The organism is Spongiibacter tropicus DSM 19543 (assembly GCF_000420325.1).
Lineage (GTDB): Bacteria > Pseudomonadota > Gammaproteobacteria > Pseudomonadales > Spongiibacteraceae > Spongiibacter > Spongiibacter tropicus.
The window spans coordinates 2,390,025-2,408,213 of the sequence record NZ_ATUS01000001.1 but is presented as its reverse complement, the minus strand read 5'-3'; the positions used below and the strand labels follow the sequence as shown (position 1 = coordinate 2,408,213).

Sequence of the window (18,189 nt, the reverse complement as noted above, 5' to 3'; positions counted from 1 at the left end):
GAAAGAGGAAAGGAAGGAAAGGAGAAAAGTAAAATGAGCGAGCTCTTTGACTTTGGTCAGCAAATTCTAGCCAGCCAGCCCTTCAGTGCATTACTGGGAACAGAGCTCACGACCTTTGAGCCTGGCAAAGCGGTACTGTCACTGACCGTGCGCGATGAGCTCAAGCAGCAACACGGCTTCGTACACGGCGGCGTGCTAAGTTACCTTGCCGACAACGCCTTGACCTACGCGGGTGGATCAATGCTCGGCGATTCCGTTACCTCCGAGTACAAAATCAACTATCTGCGCCCGGCGATTGGCGACCGTCTCATTGCAACCGCTACCGTTATTTCGTCGGGGAAAACCCAGGCGGTTTGCCAGTGCATTATCTCCGTCATTGGCGAACAGGGTGAGCGCCACGTCGCGGTTGCACAGGGCACTATCACCAAAGCAACGCCCAAGGCCTGAGCTTACAGGGATGGCGCGCTGATGAGTGATTTCTCCAGCGCATTGACCACACCCTGACCCAGCGGCAGCAGGAAGATATCGCCGTCGCTGACGCCATCCATCGATACACCCAGCAGATAGCGTTCGCTCACTACGTATTCTTTTTCCGACTTATAACTCACCGACGTATTCCAGAAGCGCTCATCCGCCTCGTTTACCCCGACAACCTGCAAAGCCAGCTTGGGCGTCACCCTGACCACCAGTTGCTCCAGCACGCCGATCCCCGCACGGGTGATATCGCTGGAGGGGTAGGACAGATAACCGTAGAGGTTCATATAAGCTCGCCCTTCAACCACCGGGTACTCAAAGCGAATCGCCGTCAGCTCATTGTCTTTGCCATACACCATAACCAGCTCCGACTCCCCCGCCTGCATTAGCGGTATTCCCGACGCTTCCCTTACACCGCCGACCACAATGCGCTCAAACTGACGCAACTGGGCATCAATCGCTGCCGATGCCTCCTCGTCCAGCGCACGGCTTACCGCCTGAAAAATTCGCTGCACTTCGTTGATGCGGCGCTGATCCTTGTCGTCCGACTCGGTCAGCTCATTCAGCGACTGAAAATCCACCGTCAGGCTGCGCATCTGCACATCCCCCTGGTAATTGTGGGTCAACGGTTGATTGGCACAGGCCGCCAGCAACAGCGTGGCGAATGCGAGTAAGGCTCGCAGCATGGTGGTTTCCTCAGGAGGGTGGTCACGCCGGGGTGGCGCGGATATGCGGAAATAATAACGCAGTGGCGATATTTGGGAAGTAGCTGACTGTCGATAAAACTAGTGTTTTAACGACTCCCAGCCTGTCAGCAAGAGAAAGGACGTTGAGCAACTCACTCCCCGCGATCAATCTCCATTTCCGAATCGGAAAACTCCACGCTGTGACTGAGGCGCATTCTGACGATCATATTGCTGCTGGAATCCGCGGAGTCGATGGCGGTGTCTTTGGAAATTTTGCCGTCTTTAAACAGCGTGAACAGAGCATCATCGAAGGTCATCATGCCCGCATCTTTACTCTGCTCCATGGCGCTTTTTATGCCATCGACATCGCCCTCTTCGATCAGTTGGGAAATAAAGGGCGACTGCAGCATCACTTCAACGGCGGGAACGCGTTTGGCGTCAACACCCGGCACTAATCGCATGGCGACCACGCCTTTAAGGTTTAACGCTAAGTCGGCGAGCAATTGGCGATGAGCGGTATCAGGGAAGAAATTGATGATGCGATTCAACGCCTGGTTGGCGTTATTGGCGTGCAGCGTGGCCAGGCATAAGTGTCCGGTTTCGGCATAGGCGATCGCATGCTGCATGGTTTCCCGGTCACGAATTTCGCCGATCAATATCACGTCGGGCGCTTCACGCATGGCATTGCTCAACGCCGCCGAGAAACTTTCAGTATCCAGCCCGACTTCACGCTGATCGACAATGGCTTGCTGGTGGGAATGCAGGAATTCGATGGGGTCCTCAATACAGAGAATATGGCCTGACTGTCGGCGATTGCGGTAGTCGATCATCGACGCCAATGTGGTGGACTTACCAGAACCCGCCGCGCCCACGACCAGCACCAGACCACGATTAAGGCCGATCAGCTTTTTCATAATCGGCGGCAGTGACAGGGCATCCAAACTGGGGATGATGCTTTTGATATAGCGCACCACCATCGATACTTCACCGCGCTGCCGATAGAGGTTGAAGCGAAAGCGGCCAATGTCATCAAAGCTCAGAGCGAAGTTGAGCTCCATAGTGCGCTCGAAGGTTTTTTTCTGGTCGTCAGTGAGAATCGAGTAGGCCAGCTCTTTGGCCTGGCTGGGAGCCAGTGGCGACTTGCCTACCGGGTAACTGACGCCTTCAATTTTTATATTCGGCGGCGCGCCGGTACTGAAGAACATGTCCGAGGCATCTTTCGACACCATCAGCAGCAGATAATCCACCAATCCCTGAGTCATGCACCCCTCCAGTTCTATAACGGCCTGGCACTCGCTATACCGCGACAGAAAAGATCGTCGCAAAAATTGCTATCAGACTCGTCCATTAGAAACACAGCGGCATGCAGACATCAATCCGTAGAGGCCGGTGAACAGGAAGAGGATATTGTGCCGCCGCGAGATGGCGGCACGGACTCACAGACGAACTTCGACGCCACGCTCCGCCATATAGGCTTTCGCTTCGGGGACGGTGTGCTCGGCAAAGTGGAAGATGCTGGCAGCGAGCACCGCATCGGCGCCGCCTTCGGTCACGCCTTCCACTAGGTGGTCGAGGGTGCCGACACCGCCGGAGGCAATCACGGGCACGGGCACGGCATCGGCGACGGCGCGGGTCAGTGCGAGATCGTAACCGGCCTTGGTGCCATCGCCGTCCATGCTGGTCAACAACACTTCACCGGCGCCGAGCTCCACCATTTTCACCGCCCACTCCACGGCGTTAATGCCCGTGGGTTTACGGCCGCCGTGGGTGAAGATTTCCCAGCGCGGGCTGCCATCGGCGTTGTCATCCACGCGCTTGGCGTCGATGGCAATCACAATGCACTGCGAACCAAAACGCTCAGCCGCCTCGCGCACAAATTCGGGGTTGTGGATGGCCGCCGAGTTGATGGCGACTTTGTCGGCCCCGGCATTGAGCATGGCGCGAATATCTTTGATCTCGCGAATACCGCCGCCGACGGTAAGTGGGATAAACACTTCGGCAGCAATCTGTTCCACGGTGTGCACGGTAGTGTCGCGCTCTTCGTGGGTGGCGGTAATGTCGAGAAAGGTAATCTCGTCGGCGCCCTGCTCGTTATAGCGTTTGGCGACTTCCACCGGGTCACCGGCGTCGCGAATCCCGACAAAATTCACGCCTTTCACCACGCGGCCTTTGTCCACATCCAGACAGGGAATAATGCGTTTTGCCAGAGCCATCTGCCTTACCCTCGATTACTGACCGTCGCAGAAGCGCTGCGCTTCCGCCAAATCCAGCTCGCCTTCGTAAATCGCGCGCCCGGTGATGGCGCCGAGAATGCCCGCCTCGGCCACTTTTTGCAGCGCACGAATGTCGTCCATATTGGTCACCCCGCCCGAGGCGATGACCGGCAAGCTGGAGGCCTGAGCCATAGCAACGGTAGCGTCGACATTCACCCCCTGCATCATGCCGTCGCGGCTGATGTCGGTGTAGACGATGGAAGACACGCCATCCTGCTCAAAGCGCTTGGCCAGCTCGGTGGCCTGAATATTGGACACTTCCGCCCAGCCGTCAGTGGCCACCAGCCCGTCTTTGGCGTCCAGTCCCACAATCACTGCGTCGGGAAATTCTTTACAGGCTTCGGTAACAAAATCCGGCTCTTTCACCGCCTTGGTGCCGATGATTACGTAGTTCACACCCGCCGCCAGGTACTGTTCGATGGTATGCAGCGAGCGGATGCCACCGCCGATTTGAATGGGCAGATCGGGGTAGGCTTTGGCAATCGCCATCACCGCTTCGCCGTTAACGGGCTTGCCGTCGAAGGCACCGTTCAGGTCGACCAGATGCAGGCGACGCGCACCCTGTTCCACCCAGCGGGCCGCCATTTCTACCGGGTCGCTGCCGTACACCGTGGCGTCGCCCATTTCACCCTGGCGCAAGCGCACACACTGGCCGTCTTTCAGATCGATAGCGGGGATAATCAACATAATTCAGAAACCTTGAAATACTTAGGAGACGGGCCGGAACACGGGCTGGCCGCCATCCCAACGCAGGAAATTGCTCAGCAGACGCAAACCGGTATCACCGCTTTTTTCCGGGTGAAACTGTACGGCGAAGACGTTCTCACAACTCAGCGCAGCGTGAATCTCTACGCCGTAGTCGGCAGTCGCGGCCACGTAATCGTCGGCGTGAATATAGTAGCTGTGCACAAAATAGAAACGGCTGTTGTCCTCGATGCCGTCCCACAGCGGGTGGTCGATGGTCTGCTTCACCGTATTCCAGCCCATGTGTGGCACTTTCAGCCGCTGGCCGTTGGCGTCTTTCAGATCATTGCCAAAAAACTTCACGGTACCGGGCAGCACGTCGAGGCAGTCGACGCCGCCGTTTTCTTCGCTGCGCTCCATTAACGCCTGCATACCCACGCAAATACCCAGCATGGGTTTAGAAGCCGCGACTTCCTGCACCAGCTCGTCGAGGCCGCGATTTTTCAGCTCAGCCATACAATCGCGAATCGCGCCCACGCCGGGGAAAATCACCCGATCAGCGGCCAGAATAGTCTCAGGGCAGTCGGTAACCTGCACCTTAACGCCATCGCCTACTTTGTGCAGAGCGCTGGCAACAGAGTGCAGGTTGCCCATGCCATAGTCGATGACGGCAACAGTCGATTTACTCATGCGTGATTCTCGCTCTTACAGACAGCCCTTGGTCGACGGGGTGATGCCCGCCATGCGCTCATCCACCGACAGCGCCATGCGCAGCGCACGGCCGAAGGCTTTGAATACCGTCTCGGCCTGGTGGTGAGTGTTGGTGCCACGCAGATTATCAATGTGCAGCGTCACCTTGGCGTGGTTGACGAAGCCGTGGAAGAACTCGGAGAACAGATCCACGTCGAAACCGCCCACGCTGGCGCGGGTATAGGGCACGTGGTACTCGAGACCGGGACGGCCGGAGAAGTCGATCACCACCCGCGACAGGGCTTCGTCCAGCGGCACATAGGCGTGGCCGTAACGGGTAATGCCTTTCTTGTCGCCCACGGCTTCGGCAAAGGCCTGACCCAGGGTGATACCAATATCTTCCACGGTGTGGTGATCGTCGATGTGCAGGTCGCCCTTGGCATTGACGGCCAGATCGATCAAGCCGTGGCGGGCGATCTGATCCATCATGTGATCCAGAAACGGCACGCCGGTCTCAAAGCTGGACTGGCCGGTGCCATCCAGATTGATGCTCACGGTAATTTGCGTTTCGAGGGTGTTGCGGCTGATTGTCGCCTTGCGCTGATTCATCGACGTCTCTACAGAAGATTGCGTACAATGGCGCATTATAGAAAATTCCCCCCCTGTATGACAGCCAACTGAGTGCGGATAAATGCCCGTATATTCTGAATACCTCCGCGAGCCTACGCAGCAGGATCAAGACTCCCTGGCGAAGCTCTACCCCAATGACGCCGAGACGCTGATTGACGCCGCCAAACAGGGCCGCCTGCTACTGATTGGCGGGCGCTTCAACGGCAGCCTGATCTCGGCGCTGACACTCACCCCGATCCACGGCGGCGATTACGAGCTGGCGCGCCTTACAGTGCGCGACATCACCCGCCGGCGCGGTACCGCGCGACAATTGCTTATTCAGTGCATGAAAGACCTGCCCGATGACTTACGCAGTATGTCTGCCGACATCAGCAAAGCCCCTGAGCTGAGCAGCCTGCTCACCGAGCTGGGCTTTGAAAATCTCGGCCACTGCTGGCAATGGCAGCGCCCGCAATCGTGAGCGACAGCTTCAGCCAGCGCCTGTTGCGCTGGTTCGACCAGCACGGACGCAAAGACCTGCCCTGGCAGCAAGACATCAACCCCTACCGGGTGTGGGTGTCGGAAATCATGCTCCAGCAAACCCAGGTCGCGACCGTCATTCCCTACTACCAGCGCTTTATGGCGCGCTTCCCGGATGTGGCGTCGCTGGCTGCCGCCCATATCGACGAGGTGCTGGCCCTGTGGACCGGGCTGGGCTACTACGCCCGCGCCCGCAATCTGCACCGCGCCGCCCAAACCGTAATAAGCGACTGGGAGGGAGTGTTCCCCCGCCAGCAGGACGATATACAAACCCTGCCCGGTATCGGCCGCTCCACTGCGGCCGCCATTACCAGCATCGCCTGCGGTGGCAGCGCCGCCATTCTCGATGGCAACGTCAAACGCGTACTCAGCCGCCACGCCGCCATCGGTGGCTGGCCCGGCAAACGCGAGGTCGAACAGCAACTGTGGGCGCTGGCGGAACAATACACGCCCAGCGAGCGCACCGCCGACTACACCCAGGCGATCATGGACCTCGGCGCCACCCTCTGCCGCCGCAGCAAACCCGACTGCGAGCGCTGTCCGGTGGCCGACGACTGTAAGGCCAAAGCCATGCAGCGTCAGAGCGACTACCCCGGCAAAAAGCCGCGCAAAACCCTGCCGGTAAAGCGCACCCACATGCTGCTGATTGAAAATCCGGCCGGAGAAATCCTGCTGGAAAAGCGTCCCCCCAGCGGTATCTGGGGCGGCCTGTGGAGCCTTCCGGAAGTCGAGGACGATGGCGATATCACCGACACGCTGGAGCGACTCATCGGCTTCGAGGCACCGCCGCAAGCCCTTGGCGAGCTGCGCCATACCTTCAGCCACTACCACCTCGACATCCAGCCCCAGCACATCCGCCTCAGCCGCGAACCGGCCCGCATCATGGAAGCCGACCGCCAGCTTTGGTATAAGGGTGCCCAACATCAGCCATTGGGGCTCGCCGCCCCGGTGAAAAAGCTGCTCGACAGCCTGCTGCAAAACGATTTATTTACGGACTGATCACCATGACCCGCACCGTCTTCTGCAAGAAATACCAGCAAGAACTCGAAGGCCTCGACAAGCCGCCCTACCCCGGCGCCAAAGGCCAGGACATCTTCGAGAACGTTTCCAAGAAAGCCTGGGAAGAGTGGCAGGCCCACCAGACCATGATCATCAATGAGAAACAACTCAGCATGGTCGACCCCAGCGCCCGCAAATTTCTGCAGGGCGAAATGGAGAAATTCTTCGCCGGAGAGGATTTCGAAAAGGCCGAAGGCTACGTGCCCCCCAGCGAGTAAGTCACTGTTTTAAGGGGCTTGACTCCCCGAAACGGAACAGGTTTAATACGCGCCTCTTGCGACGCTCATCAGCAGCGACGCCTATGCCCAGATAGCTCAGTCGGTAGAGCAGTGGATTGAAAATCCTCGTGTCGGTGGTTCGATTCCGCCTCTGGGCACCACTCTTTTTCCCACTAAATGACCACTTCCTAGCGTTAAACTTATCTGGATATCTCTCCAGAAATTCCTTCTTGGCTCTGACTTTTCTCTCATCTCATTTGCTTTAGCAATAACCAGCATCGGATCTATTTCAAGAATTCCAGCAACCTGCATCGCGCAGTAATCATCCATGATTCTGGCGCCACTTTTGTAGTTACTTAGTGCCGATCGAGTGATGTTCAGCTTCTTTGCCAGATCACTGTCGTTTTTTGCTCCTGATGCCTTCTCGGCCTCACGGATGTAATCCGTTAGCGAGTATCCAGCAAATTTTTCTCTATTCATAACTCACCTTTTTGTTCACAGGTGTTGACAATCAGTGTTTTCAAGTGTGAACATTCGTCACACCTGTGAACACTTTAATGAGTCAGCGCTGTGATTACAACGGATAGTTCCTCAGCAAAACTTACTCCAGTGAAGATTCTGGCCTGTGATGCCTTCTTCCTGATCGCCTGCCCCGTTTTCCTCTGGCTCTCCCTGTCTCTGACTGCCCTCGGTTTGCCCCATATCGTTACCGCCGCAATGACTGCTCTCTGGGTCGTGCTCCGTGGTCTCGACTTGCTGGGGCGTTTTTTACGCTGGCGGGGTGCTCGTCATGCCTGAGCTGACTCCTGAGCAAATCCAAACACTCCAGCTCGTCACCGAGTATGAGTCGCAGACATTCGCCGGTGATGTTGTATTTTTTGCCCTTGGCGTCGCTGCTGTGGTCGCGGGCTGGATGCTGGGGAAAATGTAATGTCTGAACAGCTCCCGCTATTTGACCAGGTAGTTTTGCCATCCCCTCCGGTACTCGATCTGCTGCCACGCCCAACACTGCTATGCGCATCCTGCGGCTTCCACTGGGACTGGCTCGACCATAACGGCAAGTGCGCCGCCTGCTCGATGGATGACGTTAAATGCTGAGGCTCCCGATCTGGAAGGAGCCTGATGGCTCTACTCGCAAACATGCCCCCTACTGGGTGTATGAGCTTTTGTCCCAGTGGGAAAGATCACAGCATCACGCCCACGTTGATATTTACCACCGCTTGCAGGGACGCGAGCGCTTTATTGCCTATCAAGCCGAGCTTGCACACCACGGATCACGTCGCGACGCGCTCACCTGTCTCCGAGGCGGTGGCTGTATCGCTCGCACTGATATTTTTCGTCGTGAATACCTCGCAGAGCTTGCCGAACTCGCCGAGCTGGCAGGGGCGGTCCCTGTAACACCGCCCCTTTGTCTCATGGGTGAGACTCACCACCGCAAATCGCTCAAAAATTACGCAGATCACTGGCGCCAAAATAATGCTTATTGACTGGGTAACTGTCCGTGTAAATCTCGAGCATTGCAGCGAACAAGTGCGCGCCGCAGCCCTTGCACTTGGTGACCGTATTTGCCGCTACTGCCCGACCTCTGGCGAAATACGCTATGAGTCTCAAGCATGGGACTCCATCCGTTCAGACAGCCATCAGGTATCCATCCGCTGCACTGGTGATCTCTGGATACAGGGGAGTCCCGCTCGCCTCATGGGTGACGGTTGCGCTGTCTTCGGATCTGGCGCATCCCGCGCCCTTGATCTTGTCGGTTGCGTTAACCGCATGACCCAGTTTGTTCAGGACTATCTCGGCGCGGGTCAATTACCGGCTATTGATCTTTGGAAAGTCACTCGTGTTGACGTCACCGGTAATCTGAAGCTCAAGGACTTGGGTGCTGTCCGGGAAGCCCTATCGATCTTGCGCAATTGTGAGGGCGGTCGGTACCGGGTTAGCCAGCAGCAGGGCGATACCGTCTATTGGTCTCACAGCTCCAAACATCGTAGCGGCAAGGCTTACGCCAAAGGCCCGCATCTCGCCCACATGATGAAAAAGCCCGACTACACCGGGCGATCTTACACACCACAGGAATTATCAGACGCCAGTCAGTTGCTGCGTCTTGAGCTGTCGTTGAAACGCGAATTTTTCGCCCGTTGTGATGATTGGAAAGCCTTAACCCCAGCCGATTTGAAGGCCGAGTGGGACTCATATTTTGAGCGAATGATAGGGGGTGCCGAAGTGAGCACAGAACACGATCTCAAGAAACGAATTTTAGAAGCTGCCCCCACAGAGGGCCAAGGCCGGGCCGCGTGGGGCCTCTGGTGCATCATCAAGGCGCAAGGCTGGGAGGCAGCCCGCGAATGTAGTTCGCGCCCAACATGGTATCGAAATTTAAAGATTCTGCGTGCTGCCGGACTCGGTGACGCGGACATCAGCGCGGGTAATGTCGTCGCGCTTCGCAAACGGATCATCGATGCACAGATGGTCAATGACTGGTCGCAAATCGCGGCGTAATTACTGGAGAAAATACCATGCTGAAAATATCTATCGTTAAAGGCTTTGATCAGCCCGTCTCTCGCAACACTGAGAAAGGCACCCGCTGGCATCAGATCGCATATGCCCATTTTGGCGGCGCTTATCCTGCTGAGATTCGCATTCCTCTTGCTGACCCCAATGGTGCTTACCTCGTCGGCGATTACACGTTGGACAATTCGTCTTTTCGCGTTGGTAAGTATGGCGATCTGGAGATCAATCCGTTTCAGATCAAGCTACTTCCTGCCCGCGCTCCTGTTGCTCAAGCGCCGCAACAGGCGAAGGCCTCGTAACGATGGCCGACTTTTACGCAGCGTGTACTGGGGGCCAGTTTGAGCAGTACGGCACTCTGTCTGGTGCTCAGATGCGCTGCACCGGAACGCTTGAGAACGTCACTGAAAGCGAGCTGATCGAGAAGTTGGCCGAAACCAACTTGAGCCAGTGGCTTGAACTGATTTTCTCAACACCGGACACCGCCGAAATTCAGGCGGCGTTTATGGCGGGGTGCACTATCCCGCTAATTGCGTGGCTTACGGCGTGGGCGTATTCGGTCGTGATCGACTTCGCTACCCGTGACCACGATAACCCCTAACAGTCCAATATAGGAGACTTCTCATGGACTTTACTGCTGTCACTTCTGCTGTCGATGCAACGACTGTCGTTGCTGCTATCACTGCCCTCGCGGCAATCAAAATCTCCCCCGGCGTTGCCAAGTGGGGTTACAACAAGGTCATCGGCTGGTTCCGGGGCTGACGTTGGCTGGGGGCTTCGGCCCCCGGTTACCGTTCAGGGCATCACTATGATTATTCTCTGTTTCTCCTTCACGCTCGGCATGCTCACTTGCTTTGGGATCATGCAGGGATTTCGCCATGTATAGGCTTATTTTTTTTATCGCCTTTGCCGTAGCGTCACCTCATATCTACGCAAGTGATCCGATTGTTTGTTATCGAAAGGGTAATGACAACTGGTCGGCGTCGTTTCCGACATACAACTCTGCTGACGTTTATCTTGGTGCACCCGGCACGATGATGGAGACACCCGGAACATGTGGCGGAGGGATCGGAACGGCTTACCAGCGTTACCACGGCATGCCTATGTATTCGAAAGAAAATGATGGGTATCTAGGTCAAATATTTACGTTCTACGCAGACCCGCCCGACTGTAGTGATCTTGAGGGTCATACGATTGAAGGTGGTCATGACATTGTTACGCATTCTCCGTCTGCTCATGTCGACCAGAACAACTGCCTTGCGACGTGCTCTTTGTTGATTAGCTCCGGCGCTGACGGCAACGGTACGACCGGTAATAAGCAGATTTGTAAGTTTACCGGCTGGCCTGCTCAATTTGATGAAAATGACGCGGTTACTAACTCCCCGAACGATCCGGGCACCCCGGAATGGTGCGATGTAAAAGATGAATCTGGCACCTGTCGTGATTGGGATCATCCTGACCAAAATAATCCCGATGGCGGCTGTCCCGATGGCAGTGTATACGGCACCTATGAGGGGGTCGGCATTTGCGCTCCCAGTGGTAGCAGTGGTGACGGCCCAACAGATGATCCTAATTGGTCGTCTGATCCCTATGGTCACCCCACTGGCCCAAGCGATCCCGGTGACGGCGGCGGAGACGGTGGTTCAGGTGATGGGGGAGACGGCGGCGGAGACGGTGGCTCAGGTGATGGGGGTACAGGTGGCGGTGGTTCAGGTGGTGACGGTAGCGGCGATGCTGGTTGTGGTGCCGACACTGATTGTGATGGTGATGTAGACGGCTCTGACGGTTCAGGCATTGGCGAGCTTCCCGGTGATCTGTACGACGGCTCAGAAGCCGAAGACCTGACTTATGAGGGCATATTGTCAGACTTTCGCGATCGCGCAATGGCGACAGATTTGACCGGTGCCCTGGGCAATTACTTTAACCTAAGCCTTGGTGGTAGCTGCCCGGTTTACCAAGTCTCTACAGGTCCTTTTACCGTTGTGCTAGATCAGTGGTGCTCACCTGATATCCCTTGGGACTTGGTCTTTAACTGCATTATTTTCGTCTCGCTGATGACAGCGGGTAGGATTGCATTCGGATGAGTTGGGATGCTGTATCACAGTGGATCGTAGATGCCTTTGCGGCTGTGTGGGCCTTCTTTACTGACCTGCCGAAAATCGTTCTGCAGGGCATATTAAACGGCATTGCTTCGATTCTCGAAACGATCCCGGTGCCTGACTTCGTTGCTAACTTCAGCCCTGCCGATTACATCCATTCAGATATCGCATGGTTCCTTGCGATGTCGGGTGTTGATACGGCATTGGGCATTATCGGCGGGGCGTTGCTGTTCCGTTTTCTGCGCCGCATTCTCACCTTGGGTATCTGGTAATGATCGTATTTCATGAAGGGCTGCCCGGATCGGGTAAAAGCTACGAGGCCTGCGTGTTTCACATTCTCCCGGCGCTCAAGGCGGGTCGTCGTGTTGTGACCAATATCGAAGGCATCGACCATGCGAAATTTGCCGATCTTTCAGGCATCCCGTTGCCCGTCGTTAAAAAAATGCTGATCTGTATTTATGATCCCGACATTGAAGTACAGAAAGAACGCATACTCGCGGAATCCGGCAAAGATGCTCTGGTCATCATCGATGAAATTCAGAATCTGTTCCCCTCAGAGCGCGCCAAGCTTTCAGACTTATGGAATCACTACATCACTGAGCACCGGCATGACGGCTTAGATATCCTTCTTATGGGGCAGGACCGCCGCGACTGCCATTCCATGTGGCGCCGTCGAATTCAGCGAGTGATCACATTCAACAAATTATCGGCTGTTGGTCTTGATAAAAAATATCGCTGGGTATGCTATGAGGCAACGCACCCCGAGAAATTTAAAAAGACCACCGGCGGCACTCGCAGCTATGACCCTACGTATTACGGTTGCTACAAGAGCCACACCGACGGCACAGAGAATAAAAGTGTCTACGCTGATAAACGTGCCACTGTGTTCGCAGACAAGAAACTACGATTTGCGGCGCTGGCGCTGCCGATGGTTTTGTATTTCGCCGGTTCAACGATCTACGATTTTTTCACTGATGCGGAGCCTGTCCAGCCGGTAACTCAAGCCCCGAAGGCAAGGACTGTCAGCACTGCACCAGCCAAGCTTGAAAAACCATCACCTGCAAAGCAGGTTCAGTCCACAGAGCCACCACCAGAGCCACCGCCGATCGATATGTTTGACGAGCTGGCGCAGCGTAACCGGCTGAGACTATCTGCCTATGTTCAGTCGGAAAAAGACCCTGAAAAGCTTTATGTGCAGGTAGACGTCCTCGATGCTCGTTACCATGTGCAGGATAGTTTCGATCTTGCGGCTATTCGTGATCTAGGCTGGAAAGTCACTTACCGCCCCTCAGGCCTGCACCTCAGCAAGGCCAACAAAACCCACATCGCACGCGCTTGGCCCATCGACAAGCCGGGCAGGGTAGACAACGACACCCGAGCATCCCTGTGATGCCTGCACCGCAGGGGCAGCCATCACAGGGATACTCGGGTACTTCCTGTAGTCCCTCATCGGCGTTCTGAGGCCTATCTCCGTCAAGGGGTTGGTGCGGCCCGTTGATCCACGTGCGATCATCCTATCGCCAATCCTGAGAGGATTCCTGCTATGCCTATTAGTCCAGCTATCCACCACTTGAGGTATTTTTGTTTGTTCGTTACAGGTGAGTCGAAGTCCAGCAATAGCTGGATATACCCAGGTATTCTCGGCACCGATTTTCGGGCCATCTTCACGGTCGTGGCGATCTTTAGCGACAATTGATAAATGCACTCTAACGGCAGCTCTAACTGTTCGGTGATCTGCTTTATCATCTTGCACCCCCACATGCTCTTGGGGAGGCCCCGGGGAGGCGAGGGGTGGAACCCTTCGCGGCGGCTTGGCCGGTGATGCTTTTAAAATTTGTTGTCTTCATAGCGTTTGCCCTCCTGTTTTCACATGCTCCCGTATCGACCCAAAGCGGGATAACGCCTTAAAAACTATTTGAGCAAGGTCGCGTCCTATCGCGCTCCGTATAACCTTGAGCAAATAGTTTTTAAGGCGTCCGCTTTGTTTGGGTCGAGGCGGGAGCATGTGAAGGAGGGCATTAGCGGCGACAAATTTTAATCACCGGCCAAACGTGCCTTTGGGATATGGCGTTCAGGCGCAGCCTGACGGGGGTCTGGGGCAAGTCGCCCCAGCCTGCGGCGCATACCCCGGACGTTATGCGCCGAGGATCTGCAACGCCAGGTTAAGCCATTCGCAACCTATTGTTTTTAATGTGATTTTATGGCTCTATTTTTATGTCATTGCCGTTATGGATGATCACGTGTGAATAGCTCTGCTGATATTGAGCAGGTTTTAAGGGACTATGGTTTAAGGCGTGTGCAGTCTCGATCTTGGGATGAGGCTGCCGATCGGTGGGTGATGACCACCTCTCATAAAGCTGATCACCACCGTGATATTGCGAAGCTTCAGTGGCTGGCGCCCTACTTCTCTGGGCTTCGTTTGTCTGACATAGACGAGGATTTACTTTTTCAGGTTTCCCATATCAAAAAGCAGGAAGCCTCACCGTCAACTGCGAACCGTCATTTGGCACTGATCAGATCGATACTTCGGGCAGCCCGTGATGATTGGCACTGGATACACTGGGTGCCTCGAATACGCTTCTTTCCAGAGCCTGAGCACCGCGTACGCTGGTTAAGGCCGTTAGAAGCTCGAAATCTGATATACCAGCTCCCTCCCCACTTGTCTGCAATGGCTCGCTTTACCCTTGCAACAGGACTTCGCCAGAGCAATGTCAGCTACCTGCGGTGGGATCAAATAGATATGCGGCGCTCTTTGGCGTGGGTTAATGCAGCAGATAGCAAATCTCGGCGATCTTTTTCTGTGCCTCTCAATCGCGCTGCTCAATCAGTCCTTACTGAGTGGTCCGGCACCCATCCCAACTATGTATTTGTTTACCAGGGTAATCCTGTCTCTCGCTGCTCAACGGCCGCATGGACAAAAGCCAAAAAGCGAGCAGGCATACAGGATTTTCGCTGGCACGATCTCCGGCACACATGGGCCAGTTGGCATGTTCAGAACGGAACCAGTCTCTACGAATTACAGGAATTGGGGGGGATGGAAAACGCTGGATATGGTCTTGCGGTACGCGCACTTATGCGGTGATCAGTTGGTCGCTGCTGCTCAGAGAGTTGACAAGAATTGCGCCGAAGTCTTTGATTTTTAAGCAGAGGATTGAAAATCCTCGTGTCGGTGGTTCGATTCCGCCTCTGGGCACCATTTCTAAATCCAAAAAAATACAAGCACGTCCTCAAACCCTTCCAGATCCGCTAATTTCTCGCAACAATACTCCCAGCTTGTCCATACCCGTCCAGCTCCAGCCGGAGAATTTACGGGGTACAAACGGGGGTACATGTCCACTCCCCGTTTTAAGGTACCCCCACAAGTAGGGAGCACCGAATAGCACTCACCGATAGAGCGATACGGCAAGCCAAACCCAGAGACAAGATGTACAAACTCTCTGACGAAAAAGGCCTTCGCCTGCATGTAATGCCCAACGGAGCAAAATACTGGCGCCACAAATACTACTTCAACGGCAAAGAAGGTAATGCTGAATCGCCACCAATTGGCAGCTGGAACTTCGCGACTACTCCCTGTACGACACCCCGGCTTACCTGCGCGCACCGGAATAAAACCAGACACCGCATTGTAGATAAGGCAAAATCAGCCAAAGCCAACAGCCGAGCAGTATCGACACGGACGCACCAAAACCCCATGTTTGAACAAGCCTTTAAGAATATCGACGACATCCTACACAAAGATGCAGGGTGTTCTAGCGAGCTGGATTACACCGAGCAGACCTCGTGGATGTTGTTCCTGAAATATCTCGATGATTTCGAGCAGGAGCGCGCCATGGAAGCGGAGCTGATGGGTGAGGATTATCAGTACATTCTCGATTCGGCGCATCGCTGGAGCAGCTGGGCAGCGCCGAAGGACGCCAGCGGCAATTTCGACCACGACAACGCGCTAACCGGCGCAGACTTAATTGATTATGTAGATGGCGAGCTGTTCCCCTACCTAAAAGGCTTCAAACAGCGCGCCGACAGCCCCGACACTATCGAATACAAAATCGGTGAAATCTTCGGTGAGATCAAAAACAAGATTCAGAGCGGCTATTCACTGCGCGATGCCCTCGAAAAGGTCGACGAACTGCGCTTTCGCTCCCAGGAGGAAAAGCACGAACTTAGCCACCTCTACGAAACCAAAATCAAGAATATGGGCAATGCCGGGCGCAATGGGGGCGAATACTACACGCCACGGCCCCTAATCCGCGCTATGATCGACATAACCCAGCCCAAGATCGGCGAGACCATCTACGACGGCGCGGCGGGCTCAGCGGGCTTTTTGTGTGAGGCCTATGACTACCTGCGCCAAGGCGGCAGGGAGAAAAAGCAGCTCTCCACCCAAGACCTGAAAACCCTGCAGGAGCGCACCTTCTACGCCAAGGAGAAAAAATCCCTGGCCTATGTCATCGCCATCATGAATATGATCCTGCATGGCATCGAAACCCCCAATGTGATTCATACGAACACCTTGGCGGAAAACCTGCAGGACATACAGCCCAGCAACCAGCACGACATCATTCTGGCCAACCCGCCTTTTGGCGGCAAAGAGCGCAAAGAGGTGCAGCAGAACTTCCCCATAAAAACTGGCGAAACCGCTTTTCTGTTTCTGCAGCACTTTATGAAAATGCTCAAACCCGGTGGCCGGGCGGCGGTGGTGATCAAGAACACCTTTTTAAGCAATACCGACAACGCTACCGTTGCCCTGAGAAAAGAGCTGCTGCAAAACCATAACCTGCATACTGTGTTGGATTGTCCGGCCAAAACCTTCCTCGGAGCGGGTGTAAAAACCGTGGTGCTGTTTTTCACCAAAGGCGAACCGACGCAAAAAGTCTGGTATTACCAGCTCGATCCAGGCCGTAGCTTGGGTAAAACCAACCCGCTGAACGACAACGATCTGCAAGAGTTTGTGGAGCTGCAGAAGACCTCTGCGGATTCCAATAACTCTTGGTCACTTAATGTGGCGGAGCTGGATCAGTCCACCTGCGATCTGTCGGTGAAAAACCCCAATGCCAAGGACGAGGCTGAGCTTCGCGAGCCGAAGGACATCATTGCTGAGATTATTGCGCTGGATAAAGAGAGCGAGGCGATACTGGCTAAGATTCAGGAGCTGGTGTGATGTCCCATTGGGTAACTAAAAAATTCAAAGACGTTTGTGTTTTACAAAGGGGGTTCGATTTACCCAAAAATGATCGTAAGAGTGGAGATTTCCCGCTTGTCAGCTCTAGTGGAATAATTGATTTCCATGACGAAGCAAAAGTGACTGGGCCTGGGGTGGTAACTGGTCGATCTGGGAGTATTGGTCAGGTTTACTTTGTTGAAGAAGACTTTTGGCCGTTAAATACATCTTTGTATATCAAAGAATTCCATGGCAATTACCCTCGATTCATCTACTACCTGTTGGAAAGCTTTGATCTAGGCCGATATACAAGTGGTGCCGGTGTTCCAACACTAAATCGCAACCATGTGCACGATGAAGATGTTCTAATTCCCTTGGATTTGGATGAACAAAAACGCATTGTCGCCATCCTCGATCAGGCCTTTACCGACATCGACAAAGCTCGCGCCTTAACCGAACAAAACCTCAAGAACGCCCGCGAATTGTTTGAAAGCTATTTGCAGCAGGTGTTTAGCCAGCGTGGGGAGGGGTGGGTTGACGTGGCGCTAGCTGAAATAACGGAATGTATTTCAGATGGGGATCACGCGCCGCCGCCAAAATCTGCAGAGGGAATTCCATTTATTACAATATCGAACATCGACAAGTCCACAAACACAATTGATTTCTCGGATACCTTTAAAGTGCCGGAACAGTATTTTGAGAATTTGAAAGAGACTAGAGTTCCAAAAGCTGGAGATGTTCTTTATACCGTGACGGGGTCGTTTGGCATTCCAGTTGTTGTTCCAAGTGATCGGGCGTTTTGTTTTCAGCGACATATTGGGCTCCTGCGGCCATTAGACTCGGTAGATAGCAGGTGGCTGTACTATCTTCTAATGTCTCCAATTGTTTTCACTCAGGCTGAAAGTGGTGCTACGGGAACTGCACAGAAAACGGTGTCGCTGAAATTGCTCAGAAACATCCATGTTCCATTCATGCCTCTAGAGCAGCAGAAGAGCATTGCTGAGAATTTGGACCGAATTTTTGAAAACACAAAACATTTGGAGGGTCTTTACTCCTCTAAATTAGAGGCTCTCGACGAACTTAAAAAATCCCTCCTCCAAAAAGCCTTCTCCGGCGAACTGACAAACTCTAGCTCAGAGGCCGCCGCCTGATGCCACAGGCAACCGGCCAACCGCATACTCCGGCAGGGGC

Annotated in this window: 24 protein-coding genes, 1 tRNA gene and 1 pseudogene; 19 read left to right on the top strand and 7 right to left on the bottom strand. The window is 54.6% G+C overall.

The window, feature by feature from the left end; genetic code table 11:
* Nucleotides 1-33: 33 nt before the first annotated feature.
* The gene (locus G411_RS0111335) at nucleotides 34-447 is read left to right on the top strand and encodes a PaaI family thioesterase (protein WP_022959324.1); all 414 of its coding nucleotides are present in this window, start codon (nucleotides 34-36) and stop codon (nucleotides 445-447) included.
* A gap of 2 nt (nucleotides 448-449) precedes the next feature.
* Here the strand turns inward: G411_RS0111335 and G411_RS0111330 are convergent, their stop codons facing one another.
* From G411_RS0111330 to hisB, 6 genes are all read right to left on the bottom strand, one after another.
* A complete protein-coding gene (locus tag G411_RS0111330; RefSeq protein ID WP_022959323.1) occupies nucleotides 450-1,160 on the bottom strand; it encodes a hypothetical protein in 711 nt (236 codons plus the stop codon).
* Nucleotides 1,161-1,312: 152 nt separating this feature from the next.
* On the bottom strand, nucleotides 1,313-2,422 hold the full coding sequence (locus tag G411_RS0111325) for a PilT/PilU family type 4a pilus ATPase (RefSeq protein ID WP_022959322.1): 1,110 nt from the start codon (nucleotides 2,420-2,422) through the stop codon (nucleotides 1,313-1,315).
* A 174-nt stretch (nucleotides 2,423-2,596) separates the two neighbouring features.
* The gene (hisF, locus tag G411_RS0111320) at nucleotides 2,597-3,373 is read right to left on the bottom strand and encodes an imidazole glycerol phosphate synthase subunit HisF (protein WP_022959321.1); all 777 of its coding nucleotides are present in this window, start codon (nucleotides 3,371-3,373) and stop codon (nucleotides 2,597-2,599) included.
* A 15-nt stretch (nucleotides 3,374-3,388) separates the two neighbouring features.
* Entirely contained in the window at nucleotides 3,389-4,120 is a 732-nt protein-coding gene (gene hisA, locus G411_RS0111315) for a 1-(5-phosphoribosyl)-5-[(5-phosphoribosylamino)methylideneamino]imidazole-4-carboxamide isomerase (RefSeq protein WP_022959320.1), read from the bottom strand.
* Nucleotides 4,121-4,141: 21 nt separating this feature from the next.
* Complete coding sequence (hisH, locus tag G411_RS0111310) at nucleotides 4,142-4,807, bottom strand: imidazole glycerol phosphate synthase subunit HisH (protein WP_022959319.1); 666 nt, start codon at nucleotides 4,805-4,807, stop codon at nucleotides 4,142-4,144.
* Between the two features lie 15 nt (nucleotides 4,808-4,822).
* Nucleotides 4,823-5,416 carry an imidazoleglycerol-phosphate dehydratase HisB gene (gene hisB, locus G411_RS0111305; protein WP_022959318.1) on the bottom strand — a complete coding sequence of 198 codons (594 nt, stop codon included), beginning with the start codon at nucleotides 5,414-5,416 and terminating at the stop codon, nucleotides 4,823-4,825.
* Between the two features lie 82 nt (nucleotides 5,417-5,498).
* Between hisB and G411_RS21490 the strand changes: the two genes are divergently transcribed.
* The 14 genes from G411_RS21490 to G411_RS0111235 all read left to right on the top strand — a co-directional run bounded on the left by G411_RS21490 (nucleotide 5,499) and on the right by G411_RS0111235 (nucleotide 13,230).
* Nucleotides 5,499-5,897, top strand: coding sequence for an acetyl-CoA sensor PanZ family protein (locus tag G411_RS21490; RefSeq protein ID WP_022959317.1), 399 nt, complete (start codon nucleotides 5,499-5,501; stop codon nucleotides 5,895-5,897).
* Complete coding sequence (gene mutY, locus G411_RS0111295) at nucleotides 5,876-6,955, top strand: A/G-specific adenine glycosylase (RefSeq protein ID WP_022959316.1); 1,080 nt, start codon at nucleotides 5,876-5,878, stop codon at nucleotides 6,953-6,955. Before G411_RS21490 ends, mutY begins: the two co-directional genes overlap by 22 nt.
* A gap of 5 nt (nucleotides 6,956-6,960) precedes the next feature.
* Entirely contained in the window at nucleotides 6,961-7,233 is a 273-nt protein-coding gene (locus tag G411_RS0111290) for an oxidative damage protection protein (RefSeq protein WP_022959315.1), read from the top strand.
* Between the two features lie 85 nt (nucleotides 7,234-7,318).
* Nucleotides 7,319-7,394 (top strand) — tRNA-Phe (locus tag G411_RS0111285).
* Nucleotides 7,395-7,803: 409 nt separating this feature from the next.
* Nucleotides 7,804-8,031: a hypothetical protein gene (locus tag G411_RS22140; RefSeq protein ID WP_157581247.1), complete on the top strand. Its 228-nt coding sequence runs from the start codon at nucleotides 7,804-7,806 to the stop codon at nucleotides 8,029-8,031.
* Complete coding sequence (locus G411_RS22135; protein WP_022959314.1) at nucleotides 8,024-8,164, top strand: hypothetical protein; 141 nt, start codon at nucleotides 8,024-8,026, stop codon at nucleotides 8,162-8,164. The genes G411_RS22140 and G411_RS22135 overlap by 8 nt, the downstream gene beginning before the upstream one ends.
* Complete coding sequence (locus tag G411_RS22130; RefSeq protein ID WP_157581244.1) at nucleotides 8,164-8,331, top strand: hypothetical protein; 168 nt, start codon at nucleotides 8,164-8,166, stop codon at nucleotides 8,329-8,331. Before G411_RS22135 ends, G411_RS22130 begins: the two co-directional genes overlap by 1 nt.
* Before the next feature lie 321 nt (nucleotides 8,332-8,652).
* Nucleotides 8,653-9,732 (top strand): phage/plasmid replication protein, II/X family, encoded by a 1,080-nt coding sequence (locus G411_RS0111265; protein ID WP_157581241.1) that lies wholly within the window; start codon nucleotides 8,653-8,655, stop codon nucleotides 9,730-9,732.
* Nucleotides 9,733-9,749: 17 nt separating this feature from the next.
* The gene (locus G411_RS20220) at nucleotides 9,750-10,043 is read left to right on the top strand and encodes a single-stranded DNA-binding protein (RefSeq protein WP_022959311.1); all 294 of its coding nucleotides are present in this window, start codon (nucleotides 9,750-9,752) and stop codon (nucleotides 10,041-10,043) included.
* A 2-nt stretch (nucleotides 10,044-10,045) separates the two neighbouring features.
* Nucleotides 10,046-10,342: a hypothetical protein gene (locus G411_RS20215; RefSeq protein ID WP_022959310.1), complete on the top strand. Its 297-nt coding sequence runs from the start codon at nucleotides 10,046-10,048 to the stop codon at nucleotides 10,340-10,342.
* Nucleotides 10,343-10,365: 23 nt separating this feature from the next.
* Nucleotides 10,366-10,503, top strand: a complete 138-nt coding sequence (locus G411_RS22270) for a hypothetical protein (protein ID WP_022959309.1) — start codon at nucleotides 10,366-10,368, stop codon at nucleotides 10,501-10,503.
* A gap of 116 nt (nucleotides 10,504-10,619) precedes the next feature.
* On the top strand, nucleotides 10,620-11,825 hold the full coding sequence (locus G411_RS22125) for a hypothetical protein (RefSeq protein WP_157581238.1): 1,206 nt from the start codon (nucleotides 10,620-10,622) through the stop codon (nucleotides 11,823-11,825).
* Nucleotides 11,822-12,112, top strand: coding sequence for a DUF2523 family protein (locus G411_RS21480; protein WP_022959307.1), 291 nt, complete (start codon nucleotides 11,822-11,824; stop codon nucleotides 12,110-12,112). The genes G411_RS22125 and G411_RS21480 overlap by 4 nt, the downstream gene beginning before the upstream one ends.
* Nucleotides 12,112-13,230: a zonular occludens toxin family protein gene (locus tag G411_RS0111235; RefSeq protein ID WP_022959306.1), complete on the top strand. Its 1,119-nt coding sequence runs from the start codon at nucleotides 12,112-12,114 to the stop codon at nucleotides 13,228-13,230. The genes G411_RS21480 and G411_RS0111235 overlap by 1 nt, the downstream gene beginning before the upstream one ends.
* A 119-nt stretch (nucleotides 13,231-13,349) precedes the next feature.
* On the opposite strand, the gene G411_RS22350 is transcribed toward G411_RS0111235, so the two are convergent.
* Nucleotides 13,350-13,586, bottom strand: a complete 237-nt coding sequence (locus tag G411_RS22350; RefSeq protein WP_157581235.1) for a hypothetical protein — start codon at nucleotides 13,584-13,586, stop codon at nucleotides 13,350-13,352.
* A 496-nt stretch (nucleotides 13,587-14,082) separates the two neighbouring features.
* On the opposite strand from G411_RS22350, the gene G411_RS21870 reads away from it, so the two are divergent.
* The 4 genes and pseudogenes from G411_RS21870 to G411_RS0111210 all read left to right on the top strand — a co-directional run bounded on the left by G411_RS21870 (nucleotide 14,083) and on the right by G411_RS0111210 (nucleotide 18,149).
* Nucleotides 14,083-14,922 carry a tyrosine-type recombinase/integrase gene (locus tag G411_RS21870; RefSeq protein ID WP_211218304.1) on the top strand — a complete coding sequence of 280 codons (840 nt, stop codon included), beginning with the start codon at nucleotides 14,083-14,085 and terminating at the stop codon, nucleotides 14,920-14,922.
* 294 nt (nucleotides 14,923-15,216) lie between these two features.
* A pseudogene (locus tag G411_RS22565) lies at nucleotides 15,217-15,354 on the top strand (Arm DNA-binding domain-containing protein); the annotation flags it as partial.
* Between the two features lie 177 nt (nucleotides 15,355-15,531).
* A complete protein-coding gene (locus G411_RS0111215) occupies nucleotides 15,532-16,998 on the top strand; it encodes a class I SAM-dependent DNA methyltransferase (protein WP_028968361.1) in 1,467 nt (488 codons plus the stop codon).
* Nucleotides 16,998-18,149: a restriction endonuclease subunit S gene (locus G411_RS0111210; protein WP_022959303.1), complete on the top strand. Its 1,152-nt coding sequence runs from the start codon at nucleotides 16,998-17,000 to the stop codon at nucleotides 18,147-18,149. Before G411_RS0111215 ends, G411_RS0111210 begins: the two co-directional genes overlap by 1 nt.
* Nucleotides 18,150-18,189 lie beyond the last annotated feature (40 nt).

Coding starts and splice junctions, on each gene's coding strand:
- G411_RS0111335 (WP_022959324.1), top strand. CDS start 34: ATGAGCGAGCTCTTTGACTTTGGTCAGCAAATTCTAGCCAGCCAGCCC.
- G411_RS0111330 (WP_022959323.1), bottom strand. CDS start 1,160: ATGCTGCGAGCCTTACTCGCATTCGCCACGCTGTTGCTGGCGGCCTGT.
- G411_RS0111325 (WP_022959322.1), bottom strand. CDS start 2,422: ATGACTCAGGGATTGGTGGATTATCTGCTGCTGATGGTGTCGAAAGAT.
- hisF (WP_022959321.1), bottom strand. CDS start 3,373: ATGGCTCTGGCAAAACGCATTATTCCCTGTCTGGATGTGGACAAAGGC.
- hisA (WP_022959320.1), bottom strand. CDS start 4,120: ATGTTGATTATCCCCGCTATCGATCTGAAAGACGGCCAGTGTGTGCGC.
- hisH (WP_022959319.1), bottom strand. CDS start 4,807: ATGAGTAAATCGACTGTTGCCGTCATCGACTATGGCATGGGCAACCTG.
- hisB (WP_022959318.1), bottom strand. CDS start 5,416: ATGAATCAGCGCAAGGCGACAATCAGCCGCAACACCCTCGAAACGCAA.
- G411_RS21490 (WP_022959317.1), top strand. CDS start 5,499: ATGCCCGTATATTCTGAATACCTCCGCGAGCCTACGCAGCAGGATCAA.
- mutY (WP_022959316.1), top strand. CDS start 5,876: ATGGCAGCGCCCGCAATCGTGAGCGACAGCTTCAGCCAGCGCCTGTTG.
- G411_RS0111290 (WP_022959315.1), top strand. CDS start 6,961: ATGACCCGCACCGTCTTCTGCAAGAAATACCAGCAAGAACTCGAAGGC.
- G411_RS22135 (WP_022959314.1), top strand. CDS start 8,024: ATGCCTGAGCTGACTCCTGAGCAAATCCAAACACTCCAGCTCGTCACC.
- G411_RS22130 (WP_157581244.1), top strand. CDS start 8,164: ATGTCTGAACAGCTCCCGCTATTTGACCAGGTAGTTTTGCCATCCCCT.
- G411_RS20220 (WP_022959311.1), top strand. CDS start 9,750: ATGCTGAAAATATCTATCGTTAAAGGCTTTGATCAGCCCGTCTCTCGC.
- G411_RS20215 (WP_022959310.1), top strand. CDS start 10,046: ATGGCCGACTTTTACGCAGCGTGTACTGGGGGCCAGTTTGAGCAGTAC.
- G411_RS22270 (WP_022959309.1), top strand. CDS start 10,366: ATGGACTTTACTGCTGTCACTTCTGCTGTCGATGCAACGACTGTCGTT.
- G411_RS22125 (WP_157581238.1), top strand. CDS start 10,620: ATGTATAGGCTTATTTTTTTTATCGCCTTTGCCGTAGCGTCACCTCAT.
- G411_RS21480 (WP_022959307.1), top strand. CDS start 11,822: ATGAGTTGGGATGCTGTATCACAGTGGATCGTAGATGCCTTTGCGGCT.
- G411_RS0111235 (WP_022959306.1), top strand. CDS start 12,112: ATGATCGTATTTCATGAAGGGCTGCCCGGATCGGGTAAAAGCTACGAG.
- G411_RS22350 (WP_157581235.1), bottom strand. CDS start 13,586: ATGATAAAGCAGATCACCGAACAGTTAGAGCTGCCGTTAGAGTGCATT.
- G411_RS0111215 (WP_028968361.1), top strand. CDS start 15,532: ATGTTTGAACAAGCCTTTAAGAATATCGACGACATCCTACACAAAGAT.
- G411_RS0111210 (WP_022959303.1), top strand. CDS start 16,998: ATGTCCCATTGGGTAACTAAAAAATTCAAAGACGTTTGTGTTTTACAA.